Here is a 12,522-nt window from a genome sequence, read left to right as displayed (position 1 = left end):
AAGGTCTTCCTGAGGATGCGCTTTTTTTGAGCCTGTATACCAGTCATACCTGTGTGGTATATTGACTGCCATTCCCTATACACGCTCAAAGGCAAGTTATGAAAATCGGTATTATCGGCGCCATGGAGCCGGAAGTTGCCCACCTGATTGCGGCACTCAATTCCCCCAAGTCCAGCACCATCGCCGGCATCGAGTTCACCGAGGGTGAACTGCACGGCAAACAGGTCATTGTGACCCGCTCCGGCATCGGCAAAGTTGCTGCGGCACTCGCCACCACCCTGCTTATCGACAAGTTTGCACCTGATTTTGTTATCAATACCGGCTCTGCCGGTGGCTTTGTTGACAGCCTGACCATTGGTGATGTGGTGATTGCCAGCGAAGTGCGCTACCACGATGTGGATGTCACCGCCTTCGGTTATGAAATCGGTCAAATGGCCCAGCAGCCAGCCGCATTCGTCAGTGACGCCCGCTTGGTCAATGCCGCCAAGGCCGCCGTTGCCAGCCTCGGTGAAGTGAAGACCATTGAAGGCCTTATCTGCACCGGCGACAGTTTTATTTGCGACCCTGTCCGTACCGCTAAAATGCGCGCCGACTTCCCCACCATGGCCGCCTGTGAAATGGAAGGCGCCGCCATCGGCCAGATTTGTCATCAGTTCGGCACCCCCTTCGTGGTGATCCGCTCGCTGTCTGACAATGCCAACAATGACAGTCCGGTCGATTTCGACTCATACTTGGTGAAAGCAGGGCATCACTCCGCCCTGATGGTCATGGCGCTTATCGAGGGTCTTTAATGACCAACGGCCAGTTTGTAAACCAGCTAATCGCTCTGGATGGAGCCCTGTTTGAGGGTTTCCTTATCCTGTTGTGCGCCCTGCCGCTGGCCAGACTGGCCCCCCTGCCCCGTGAAATGCAGCCACTGGTGTGGTTTGGTTTTTTGGCCAAAGAGCTGGCCCACAAGGTCAATCACCCCGAGCGAGGCGCCAGGCAGCAAATGATTGCCGGCGTAATGGCCGCCGTGCTGCTGGTCCTGCCGTTCTGGCTGATTGTGACCTTTCTTTTGGATATGGCCGCCTTTCCGTGGTTTTTCGAGTTTCTGATCCTCTACCTTTGCCTGTCGGATGCAAGTTTTGTCCAGGTGGCCGATGAGGTGCACCGCACCCTGGCCCACGGCAACAAGGAGCAGGCAAAAAAGCTGCTGGGGCAGTACCTTTCCCGGGATACTGCCGAGCTGTCCGAAGTGGGGATTGCCAAAGCCACTATTGAAAAACTGGTGACAGCGCCCATCTACGGCACCGCCTCGACGGTGTTTTTCTTTGCCATTGCCGGCGCTCCCATGGTGCTGCTGGTTCGCATGCTCAAACAGCTCGAACTGGTGTGGCCGCCCATGGTGCCGAAGTTTCGCTTCTTTTGCGCCCCCATCAACCTGCTGGTGTCGGTGCTGCTGTATATCCCTTCCTGGCTGTGGAGCCTGAGCCTGGCGATTCAGGGTGGCCCAGCGGGCCTTGGCGCCCTTTTCAGCCACAGACGCTGGCAACCCCTGTCCAATGCCATTCGCAGCGCCTATGTAGCAGCCACTGTGCTGAATATCGAGCTTGGCGGCCCGCAGAAGTTCCATGGCAGTCGCGTCGCCATCGAGAAAGTAGGCGCAGGACCTCTGCCGGGCGCTGCCAATATTGGCGATGCCATTAAGCTTTCCAACCGTGCCTGTTTTACCTGGTTTTTGTTCCTGGTATTTATGCCCGTCGCCTGGGTGGTACTCAGGTATCTGCAAACCCTGTAGATTAGCGCTATTGGGTGGAAGTAAATCCCGCGTCGGCTGCATGAGGATTGTTAGCACCTTGCCCAAGTTGACACTATAATGTCGCCCCTTATGGCTCAGTCATTTTCAATTCGGTAACGGACATCAATCTTGTTAGAACATCTGCACATATCGCTGACAACTCCAGCGCTGCTGTTTCCAGCTATCTCCCTGTTGCTGCTGGCATACACCAATCGATTCTTTTCGCTGGCGGCCTTGATCCGCAGCCTCTCCAGCGATGACAAACCGGTGCATAAAAGCCAAATTGAAAACCTGAAAAAGCGCATCGTGATTATCCGCAGAATGCAGGAGGCGGGCGTTACCAGCTTTGCCCTGTGCGTACTCTGTATGATTTTTATCTATGTCGGCATGAATAAAACCGGCTCGCTTATCTTTGGCGCCAGCCTGCTCCTGCTGCTTTATTCGCTGATCCTGTCGGTGATTGAAATCCGCATCTCGGTGGATGCCCTCAATATTCACCTGAAAGAGATGAGCAAATGAGCTGGATTTACTTTTTTGACCTGTGCGGCACAGCCGTATTTGCCTTAACCGGTGCCCTGGCTGCCGGGCGGCATCGCATGGACCCCTTTGGGGTAACGGTACTGGCGGCAGTGACTGCCGTGGGCGGCGGCACTATCCGTGATGCCATCATCGGTGCCACGCCGGTGTTTTGGCTTAGGGATCCCAACTACGTCATAGTGATCCTGGCTACAGTGCTGTTTACATTGATTTTTATCCGCCGTCCGCGCAAGGTGCCCCAGTACACCCTGCCGATTGCGGATGCCTTGGGGCTGGCACTCTTTACCTTCATCGGTGCACAAAAGGCGCTCAGCCTCGGCTTAAACGGCATGTCGGCCGTTATCATGGGCTTGATTACCGGCGTAGGCGGCGGCATTATCCGGGATGTGCTTTGTCGCCAAATTCCCATGGTGCTTCGCACCGAAATTTACGCGACCGCTTCCATCATTGGCGGCATCGCCTACACCCTGAGCCTGCAACTGGGCATGAATGCCAAAACGGCCATGTGGCTGTCGATGTTGAGTGCATTGATGTTAAGGCTTGCGGCTATTCGCTGGCATCTGTCATTGCCAGCCTTTGACCTGAAAACCAAGAGAGACTGACGTGTGCGAAAGATAGGGTTACTGCTGTGGATGTTCTGCTTTGGGGCTGCTGCCAGCACTGGCGAGATGCCCCAGGAGCAGCAAATGGCAGTGAACTACATTCAGGCGCTCACTGAGCACGACTACGACAAGCTTGCCAGCTTCTACAACCGCGACAGCGTGTTTCAGGACCGTACCGCCGGGCGTAAGTACAAGGGCGGCCGCTTCATTATCGAGTTTTTCGAACGCGCCCATGCCGGGGTGCTGGAATACAATTTCAGCATCGAGCACATGTATAACTCAGGCTCGCTGGTGGTGATGATTGGTAACTACCGCTTTAAAGGGCCGGGTGAACAGTTCGGCAAACCGGGCAAAATCATCGACGTAGCCGTACCCGCGGTAACGACTCTGAGGCTGGATATGCGTAATCACAGGGTGACCGAGCATACTGACCTTATCGACTACCAGACCATGGCCGACCAGTTGTCGGTGCAGTAGTCGCTTTTCAGGCATCAAAAACGGGCGCTGCGAGCGCCCGTTTTTATTGTGGGGGTAATTTTAGCTAAGAGTCACTTTAGCTAAGAGTCACTTTGGCAAACTTACGCTTACCTACCTGGAAGATGGCGCTGTGGCCCTGCTCGAACACCTGTTTGGTGTCGTCAAGCTTTTCGCCGTCCATCTTCACTGCACCCTGCTTAATCATACGCATGGCATCAGAGGTTGAGCCCACCAAACCGGCTTCTTTGAGCAGATTGGCAATCGCCATACCTTCACCGGCTTCCAGCGTCACTTCTTCGATATCCTCTGGCATAGCGCCTTTTTGGAAACGATCGATAAAGTTCTGATGCGCTTTGTCGGCAGCGTCCTGGTCGTGGAAACGGGCAATGATTTCCTTGGCGAGTTCAATCTTAACATCGCGTGGGTTGGCACCACTTTCCACGTTGGCCTTGAACTGCTCGATTTCACCCAGCGGACGGAATGACAGCAGCTCGAAGTAGCGCCACATCAGCTCATCGGAGATGGACATGATTTTACCGAACATTTCGTCCGGCGCTTCACTCACACCAATGTAGTTGTGAGCCGACTTGGACATCTTCTTCACGCCGTCCAGACCTTCCAGCAGCGGCATCATGATAACGGTCTGTGGCTTCTGGCCTTCGGCCTTTTGCAGCTCACGGCCCATCAGCAGGTTGAACTTCTGGTCAGTACCACCAAGCTCAACGTCGGCCTGCAGTGCAACCGAGTCCCAGCCCTGCAGCAGCGGATACATAAATTCGTGAATAGCAATCGGCTGACCGCTGCCGTAACGCTTTTTAAAGTCGTCACGCTCAAGCATACGGGCAACGGTCTGGTGCGAGGCCAGACGGATCATCCCGGCTGCGCCCAGTTTTTCCAGCCAGCTGGAGTTGAACTCGATGCGGGTCTTGGCCGGATCCAAAATCTTGTACACCTGCTCTTTGTAGGTTTCGGCGTTGGCCAATACCTGCTCGCGGGTCAGCGGCGGACGGGTGCTGTTTTTACCACTTGGATCGCCCACCATGCCAGTGAAGTCACCAATCAGGAAGATCACCTCGTGGCCCAGCTCCTGAAACAGGCGCAGCTTGTTGAGAATGACCGTGTGGCCCAGATGGATATCGGGAGCGGTTGGGTCGGCACCCAGCTTCACCCGAAGCGGACGACCTTCCTTCAGTTTTTCCAGCAGATCCGCTTCAAGCAGGATCTCATCTGTGCCCCGTTTAATTTCTGCTAATACCTGGTCCAAATCAGCCATGTTGGCAGCTACCTCTGTCAGTATCCGAATTCAATCAAAGAGACTTATGTTACTTGTTAGCCTGGGCAAATGAAAGTGTGTACACTAGGCTCAGTTTATAGAGTCAGGGAATTGGTACCCGGGTCAAATGACAAAGGTTATTACGCTATTCAAACTGCTTCCCAAAAAGCACCAGATTGTTCTGAGTATTCTTGTACTGTTAACCGCAGTTACCCTGTTTTTCCCCTCTGAAGATGCCCAGGCATCGCGCCAGACTCCCGAAGCCAGCACCGATATGGCATTTACCCTGCCACTGTCCCAGCGCGTGCCCACGCCGCCCGCCGGCGAACCCTCCGAGGTTGATATTGCCGCGCCCAATGGCGAAAGCCAGCCTGAGCCAGCGGCCAGCGCTATCAAGGCCACGGCCACCAGCCAGGAACCCTCTCTGGAAGTGGAACACTTTGAAGTAGCCAAAGGCGATACCCTGGCGGCGCTGTTTCAGCGCGCGGGTCTCAGCAGCCGTGATGTCTATGAAATTACCCGGTTGCCGGAAGCCAAAAAGAACCTGCTGAAAATCATGCCCGGCGAAGAAATCTTGATTGCCAAGGACGATCAGGGGCAACTGGTAAAACTGAGCTACCGTATCGATGCCATCACCACCCTGATGATTGCCAAAAGCGATAACGGCTACAGCGAATCCCTCGATGTGAAACAGCTGTCGACCCGCACCGACTTTGCCCAGGGCAATATTCGCAGCAACTTCTGGAACGCCGCCGTGGATGCCGGGCTGAATCCCGGACAAATCATGGATTTGGCCACTATCTTTGGCTGGGACATCGACTTCGCCCAGGACCTGCAAAAAGGCGACAGCTTTGCACTGCTCTTCGAGAAGCACTACGCCGATGACAAGTTTGTCCGAAACGGTGCTATTCTTGCGGCAGAATTTATCAACGACGGCCACAGATACACAGCCGTGCGTTACGATGACGGCAACTACTATTCCGAATCAGGCCAGAGCATGCGCAAGGCGTTTTTGCGCTCGCCGGTGGACTTCAAATACGTCAGCTCCAACTTCAACCCCAAGCGGCTGCACCCGGTTACCGGCCAGGTCAAAGCCCACCGCGGTGTGGATTATGTCGCCGCCATCGGCACCCCGATTAAGTCGGCAGGCTCGGGCAAGGTGATTGAAGCGGGTTACAACCAATACAACGGCAACTATGTGTTTATCCGCCATAACGGTACCTACACCACCAAGTACCTGCACCTGAACAAACGCAAGGTGAAAAAAGGCGACTCGGTGAAACAGGGACAGATCATTGGCACCCTCGGCAAAACCGGCCGGGTGACCGGCGCGCACCTGCATTACGAATTTATCGTTAACGGGGTACACCGCAATCCGCGCACCGTTAACTTGCCCAAGGCCGAGTCCATCGGCAAGAAAGAGCTGGGTAAATTCAGCCGCATCAGCAAGGATCTGATGGCGAAAATTGCCTTTAACAAACAACAGCAACTGGCCATGGCGCCAGAGGTAACCCAAACACCATGAGCCAATCCCTGTTTATCGGACTCATGTCCGGCACCAGCATGGACGGTGTCGATGCCGTTTTGGTCGACTTTGCCGGTCCCGAACCCAAGCTTATCGCCACCCATACTGAGCCCTTTCCACAGCATTTGCTCAAGGGTTTGCAGCGGCTGTGTCAGCCGGGGCAGGACGAAATCAACCGCCTGGGCCGACTCGACCGCAGCGTTGGCAGCCTGTTTGCCAAAGCAGTGAATACCCTGCTGGCCAATGCCGGGGTTGATAAAAGCCAGGTGACGGCCATCGGCAGCCACGGCCAAACCGTGCGCCATATGCCAAACCTCGAAGTCGGCTTTACCCTGCAAATTGGCGACCCCAACACCATCGCAGCCGAAACCGGCATAGACGTGATTGCCGATTTTCGCCGTAAAGACATCGCCCTTGGCGGTCAGGGCGCGCCCCTGGTGCCAGCCTTCCACCAGCAAGTGTTTGCCAAGGAAGGTGAGTGCAGGGTCATTCTCAACATCGGCGGCATCGCCAACATTACCTGGCTGCCGGGTAATGCCGATGCTGTGCTTGGGTTTGATACCGGCCCGGGCAATACCCTGATAGATGCCTGGATCCAACAGGTGAAAGAGCAGCCCTTCGACATGGACGGTGAATTTGCCGAAAGCGGCACCACCGATGAAAAGCTGCTTAAACAGCTGCTGTCACACCCCTATTTTGCGCTCTCTTATCCCAAGAGCACCGGCCGGGAGCTTTTCAATGGCGCCTGGCTTGAGCAGCAACTGGAGAACTTTGCCAATCTGGATGAGGCAGATATTCAGTCGACCTTGCTGGACTTAACCTGCCGCAGCATTGCTCAGGACGTGTATAAGCTCTCCTGGGAAGGCGAGCTCTATGTCTGTGGCGGCGGCGCGCTCAACGCCGCTCTGATGCGCCGTTTGGGTGCCTTGCTGCCGGGTTACAGTATTCAAACCACCTCGGCGCTTGGTGTCGACCCCAAGTGGGTGGAAGGCATCGCCTTTGCCTGGCTTGCCGAGCGTCATCATCGGGGGCAGCCTGCGAATCTGCCCGCAGTGACAGGTGCAAGCCGCGAAGCCGTGCTCGGCGCCCGCTTCCCTGCCGCCTGAGCAGTATCAGCCTTGGCAGCTCAAAGCCATGCAGACCGAATGAGCACACAATAAAAAAACGGCCAAAAGGCCGTTTTTTATTGCTGTTATCTGAGCCAGGCTATTGCAACGCCGGGTGTCGCAGCAACATCACATCACGACGCGGGTAGTTCCAGGACACCAGGATCAGCTTCTCTTTGTCGGCTATCCAGGCCATGTTTTCCTGACGGCTGATGCTGTTGGGCGGCAGCTCGAGGAAGGGCCTGGTCTCGTCGCTGGCAAAATTGTGGAATCCCAGCAGCGTGGCACCCGAACGGCGCATCCTGAAAAACACCCCGGTTTCAGTCACAGTCCAGTTGTAACCGTCATACATCTCCTTCGATGCCAGTACCCTTTCAGGCACTGCGCCGCCCCGCCATGGCATACGCCACAATCCCTTGGGGCCTTCGCTGTAGCTGAAGTAGAGCCAATCCCCCAGCACCTGCAACCGTCGCAGCATCGAGGGTTTCATCAGCTCAGGCGCACGGTTATCGAACTCGAAACGCATCAGGCCATCCACTGTGCTGGCCATTAAAAAGCTGTCATCACCGGACCATTCGGGTCTGCCGTGGTTAATGTAGGGCGAGGCAATCACCAGAATGCTGTTATCGCGGGTATCTAGCACATGCAGCTTATTGCCTTCGTGATTGGTATCGGCGGCGATAAAAGCGATGCGGGTGCCATCATGGGACCAGGCCGGAGACGTGGCCTGACGCCGCAGCTCGGTATGCATCTGCCTTCGGTTGCCGTCCACATCCGAGGTCCAGATTTCATTGTGACCCGACTCGTTAGAGACGAACACCAACCGACCGGCCTCGGCCGAATAATCCACATAGCGCTGGCTGAAGTTGCCGTAAATCATCGGAAACGGCGCCTGTGGCACCTTGGCAAAAGGATGCTGCGACACCAACTGGCGATGATTGTCGTAGTGGTAAAACACCAGCTCATCCTCACCGGGCACAAATCTTGGGTAACTCAGGCCATCCACGTGCAGCGCGGTTATATCACCACTTTGCACATCCAGCACAAAGCCATCACGATTGCCGGCTTCTTCGGTGCTGAATGCCAATCTGCGGCCATCACGATGCCAGGACAATCCGCGAATATCTTCAATGCCCTGAGTCAGGCGCCGCTCGGTGCCATCACTCAGGGTTCGTAAAAAAATGTCTTCCGAAATATCGCCAAAGCGGCGCGCGATGGCGAGGTACTTGCCATCGGGGCTGAAACTGAAATCGCGGTCGCGGTAAGGACAATCAACATCGCAGGACAGCCGCTGCGGTTTGGCTCCCTCTTGGTTCAGTTTCAGCAGGTATATGCCCGAGCTTCTGTCATCATTTTGCTGGGTAATGTACGCCAGGGTGTCGCCATCAGGGGAAATCTCAATGGCGGTGGTCACGCTGGTGCAGGGCGCAAGGGATTCAAAAGTGCCATCTTTCAAAGCCATGCGGGTGATATGGCAATCGCCGTTTGATTCGCTTGGATAATAAAGCGACTTGCTGTCGCTGGACCACACGGCCCGCAGCTCATCGCTGGCAGAGGAAGTAAGTTGGCGCGGGCTGGCATCGGGCTCATTGAGTTCAAGCTGGAACAGGCTGCCATTTTTGCCCGGTTGCTGGCCGCCATACACCAAAAAACGACCGTTGGGCGATACCGCCGGAAAGCGCTCAGAACCGCCATCGCTGGTGAGACGCTCGACCCCAAACGGACGATGCAGTGAGTCCCGGTACCAGTGATTAGCAAATATTGCCACCAGGGTTGCCAGGCTCAGCAGCGCCAGTGACAAGCCCCTGCCAAGCATCTGCACCCGCCGTCTTAAGGTGAGCTGCAAGTCTTCAGTCACACTCTCAAACTCAGGCGCAATACAGAGCCGGTAACCGGTCTTACGCACTGTTTCAATCGGGTCGCCGCCTTCCAGCCGTGCCAGTTGCTGGCGCAAATGCCACACCGCGTTGGTCAGGGCTTTTTCGCCCACATAGGCATTGCCTTCCCAGATATGGGTGATCAGCTCATCCCGGGTCACAACCCTGGGATACTGACGGGCAAGATAAGCGAGCACCTCAATAAATTTGGGCTGCAGGGTGATACGCTCGCACTCCTCTCCGGGCAGGGCTGGAAAGCTCAAGCTGTTGTCGCTGACATCCACCCGGCAGTAACCAAGGTGGAAAACGCTCTGTATGGTCTCGCTCATAATCGGCCAATCAGGGTCTTGTGTTATAACAAGTATTCTAAATTTGCCTGCGGTGTTGTTACAAGGCAAATTACACTCACGCTCTATTTTCAAACTTATGTTTTTAAAAGAAATAGAGATTAAATAGAGATAGAAACAAGCAAGAATCGAGGCCGGGGCAATTGCTGCAACCGCTGGATTTTTTTACAACCTTTTCATCTTATTGCTTTTATCAGGGTTTGACTCCCATGCGCCGCTCACCGTCCACCACAGCGATTGTCACAGCCAAAAGGCCTGCTGCACTCTTTTTTGCATCTCGTCGGCTTAACCGCGCCTCGGCGCCCATTACCAACATGATTGCCGTACTGATGAGCCTGTGGCTACCCATAGGCATGGCCTCAGCGGTGGATATCGACAACGAATTCGACGGGAGCGGCGGCGCTGCATTCCAGCACAACCAGGCCGCCGCTCAGCTTACAGGCTATCAGATGCCGAGCGACCAGCTTGCCGCTGTGGTGAGTCAGCCCAAAACCGCGAGGGTATTGGTATCGCCCGACAATCAATGGCTGCTGCTGGCAACACCCCAGGGCGCGCCATCAGTAACTGAGCTTGCACGGCCACTGCTGAAACTTGCCGGCGCTGAAATCGATGCCGAGCGCGCCCTGCCCGGCCGCCTGAGCCTTTACGATGATATGCGTCTGATGAGCACCGATGGCACCCGCCAGTTGCAGCTGCCGGGACTCGCGGCCTTAATGCCGATAACAGCGCCCAAATTTTCCCCCGATGGCAAGCAACTTGCGCTGGTGAGTCTGGCGCGGGAAAGAGCGGTGCTGCATTTTATCGATTTGAGCCTGGGCACCATTCGCGCTCAGCCGAATTTAAAACCCAACTTCAGCCTCGGGGTTGATTATGTCTGGCTGCCAGACAGCTCGGCCGTGGTACTGCCGCTGACAGCAGGCAGCCACTCGGATGCGGGCATCAGCATTACCCCCGCCATTAAGCAAAGTCAGCCCGGGCAGGCCGCCAAACGTACCCACACAAACCTGTTGAAAAACGCCGCCGACAAGGCCCGTTTCGCCGCCCAAATCCGCACCCAGCTTGCACAGGTATCACCGCTGGGGGAAGTGAGCCACATAGGTGCACCCGGAGCCATTGTTGATGCAAGCCCCTCGCCCGATGGTCGTTTTTTGCTTATCACTGAGCTGCGTGAGCCATTTTCGCTGCGGGTGCCTTATCGCGGCTTTGCCAAGACTTTTTCCGTGATTGACCTTGGCAGCGGCGATATTCGCTACCAGCTGCAAAGTCGCAGCAGTGAAAACGAAGGTGACGATGATGAACATCCAGCGCCCAATCCACGCCTGCTGCACTGGCAGGGCGAGGCTAATCTGGTGTGGGCGCAAAGTGAGCCAGGCAGTAAAACGGATAAACAGAGCAAAGACCCGAAAGACAGCAATACCGGTTGGCGCGATAACATCTGGCAGCTGCCGCCACCCTTTAGCGCCCAACCCACACTGGTTGGCAACACGCCCTGGCCCATTCGCAGCCTGCAATGGCGCGACGATGACAAGCTGCTGATCACCCAATATCGTCGCAGCAAGCAGCAGATCCGCCGCAGCCTGCTGACGCCAGCAACCGCCAAGGCCCCATTCACTTTGCAGGATTGGTATCAAATCAGCAGCCGTGATACGTACCGCGATCCCGGCACCCTGCACAGCCACTGGCAAGCCGGTAAGCATGTACTCACCACCCAAAATGGCGCCCTGCTGCACTATGGTCTGGGTTACTCTGACAGCGGCATGCGTCCTTTCCTCAAGCAAACCCGGGTTGGCGAAGACAGCAGCCTCCTGTGGCAAAGTGAGGCTGACGCCTTTGAGCAGGTAGAAGAGGTTATTTCCCTTGCGCCTTTAACCCTGCTGATTCGTCACGAGACCCCAAACAGTCCCCCCGCCCTGTACTGGACCCGTCCGGCCAGCGGCGAGCGGCGCTTTTTAACAGAACTTGGCAAGCGTCAGCCCTGGCTTGAAGGCGTCAGCCGCGAGCAACTGCTGTTTGAGCGCGCCGATGGCCAGCGGCTTTCCGGCACCCTGTATCTGCCCGCAGGATACCGCCCCGAACAAGGATCGCTGCCGGTGCTTATCTGGGCTTATCCAAGGGAGTTTCGTGATAACAGCGTGGCCGGACAGCTGAGCTTCAACCCGCTGGCGTACCCCACGGTGTCGGCCAGCAGCGCCCGCGCCATGCTTGCCAGCGGTATTGCGGTGTTCGACAGGGTTTCCATGCCCATTATTGGTGAAGGCAAGGCGCTGCCCAACGACAGCTTTATCCAGCAGCTGACCGCCAATGCCGAGGCGGCGGTGCAGGTTCTCAAAGCACGTGGAATAAGTGATGGCAGCCAGATTGTGATTGGCGGTCATTCCTACGGCGCCTTTATGGTGGCCAACCTGCTGGCGCATACCGATTTATTTGCCGCAGGCATTGCCCGCAGCGGCGCCTACAATCGCAGTCTCACTCCTTTCGGATTTCAGAATGAGCGGCGCAGCTACTGGCAGGCGCAATCCCTGTATCAGGCCATGTCGCCCTTTAATGTGGCGGATAAAATCAACGAGCCATTACTGTTAATCCACGGCGAAGCCGACACTAACTCAGGCACTTATCCGATGCAGTCGACCCGCCTCTTTGATGCGGTATCTACTCTGGGCGGCAACGTCAGGCTGGTGACCCTGCCCTTTGAAGGCCACAGTTACCGGGCAAAGGAATCGCTGCAGCATCTGCTGTGGGAGCAGGAGCAACTTATTCGCTCAGTCTCCAAAAAATCCGCAAGTCACACAGAAAAAACCGCCAACAATCAGCAGAATGATAATATTAACCACTGATTTTTATCACCATTAACAGCAAATCAAACTAAAGACTGATACCTCGATTGCCACGCAGGTGGCAATCATAGGACAGCCGGAAAGCGGTAGCCCAAAAGGATCCGGTCAGTGCGCTACATAAAAAGCTCCTGTGCCACCGGCACCACTTCTAAGGATGATTTGCG

At 55.8% G+C, this 12,522-nt stretch carries 10 protein-coding genes; 8 read left to right on the top strand and 2 right to left on the bottom strand.

Translation table 11 applies throughout. From position 1 onward, the window contains the following. Positions 1–98 precede the first annotated feature (98 nt). The 5 genes from MJ923_RS02860 to MJ923_RS02840 all read left to right on the top strand — a co-directional run bounded on the left by MJ923_RS02860 (position 99) and on the right by MJ923_RS02840 (position 3,396). The gene (locus MJ923_RS02860; protein ID WP_240589825.1) at positions 99–791 is read left to right on the top strand and encodes a 5'-methylthioadenosine/adenosylhomocysteine nucleosidase; all 693 of its coding nucleotides are present in this window, start codon (positions 99–101) and stop codon (positions 789–791) included. After that, entirely contained in the window at positions 791–1,780 is a 990-nt protein-coding gene (locus MJ923_RS02855; protein WP_240589824.1) for a cobalamin biosynthesis protein CobD/CbiB, read from the top strand. The genes MJ923_RS02860 and MJ923_RS02855 overlap by 1 nt, the downstream gene beginning before the upstream one ends. Positions 1,781–1,921: 141 nt before the next feature. Beyond that, positions 1,922–2,299 (top strand): DUF2721 domain-containing protein, encoded by a 378-nt coding sequence (locus MJ923_RS02850; RefSeq protein WP_126169388.1) that lies wholly within the window; start codon positions 1,922–1,924, stop codon positions 2,297–2,299. Then, entirely contained in the window at positions 2,296–2,919 is a 624-nt protein-coding gene (locus tag MJ923_RS02845; protein WP_126165987.1) for a trimeric intracellular cation channel family protein, read from the top strand. Before MJ923_RS02850 ends, MJ923_RS02845 begins: the two co-directional genes overlap by 4 nt. Before the next feature lie 30 nt (positions 2,920–2,949). Next, entirely contained in the window at positions 2,950–3,396 is a 447-nt protein-coding gene (locus tag MJ923_RS02840; protein ID WP_240590239.1) for a nuclear transport factor 2 family protein, read from the top strand. Between the two features lie 76 nt (positions 3,397–3,472). Here the strand turns inward: MJ923_RS02840 and tyrS are convergent, their stop codons facing one another. After that, positions 3,473–4,669, bottom strand: a complete 1,197-nt coding sequence (gene tyrS / locus MJ923_RS02835; RefSeq protein ID WP_240589823.1) for a tyrosine--tRNA ligase — start codon at positions 4,667–4,669, stop codon at positions 3,473–3,475. 127 nt (positions 4,670–4,796) lie between these two features. On the opposite strand from tyrS, the gene MJ923_RS02830 reads away from it, so the two are divergent. Together MJ923_RS02830 and MJ923_RS02825 are read left to right on the top strand one after the other, a co-directional pair. Further along, positions 4,797–6,194 carry a peptidoglycan DD-metalloendopeptidase family protein gene (locus tag MJ923_RS02830; protein ID WP_240589822.1) on the top strand — a complete coding sequence of 466 codons (1,398 nt, stop codon included), beginning with the start codon at positions 4,797–4,799 and terminating at the stop codon, positions 6,192–6,194. After that, on the top strand, positions 6,191–7,300 hold the full coding sequence (locus MJ923_RS02825) for an anhydro-N-acetylmuramic acid kinase (RefSeq protein WP_126165984.1): 1,110 nt from the start codon (positions 6,191–6,193) through the stop codon (positions 7,298–7,300). The genes MJ923_RS02830 and MJ923_RS02825 overlap by 4 nt, the downstream gene beginning before the upstream one ends. Positions 7,301–7,400: 100 nt before the next feature. On the opposite strand, the gene MJ923_RS02820 is transcribed toward MJ923_RS02825, so the two are convergent. Next, positions 7,401–9,506, bottom strand: coding sequence for a winged helix-turn-helix domain-containing protein (locus MJ923_RS02820; protein ID WP_240589821.1), 2,106 nt, complete (start codon positions 9,504–9,506; stop codon positions 7,401–7,403). A 227-nt stretch (positions 9,507–9,733) separates the two neighbouring features. Here MJ923_RS02820 and MJ923_RS02815 point away from each other — a divergent pair, with 227 nt between their 5' ends. After that, positions 9,734–12,358: an alpha/beta hydrolase family protein gene (locus tag MJ923_RS02815; protein ID WP_240589820.1), complete on the top strand. Its 2,625-nt coding sequence runs from the start codon at positions 9,734–9,736 to the stop codon at positions 12,356–12,358. Positions 12,359–12,522: the final 164 nt, after the last annotated feature.

Origin of the sequence: Shewanella zhuhaiensis, assembly GCF_022484835.1 — a bacterium.
Lineage (GTDB): Bacteria > Pseudomonadota > Gammaproteobacteria > Enterobacterales > Shewanellaceae > Shewanella > Shewanella khirikhana.
The sequence above is the reverse complement of the archived record's forward strand: the minus strand, read 5'-3'. Positions and strand labels throughout refer to the sequence as shown.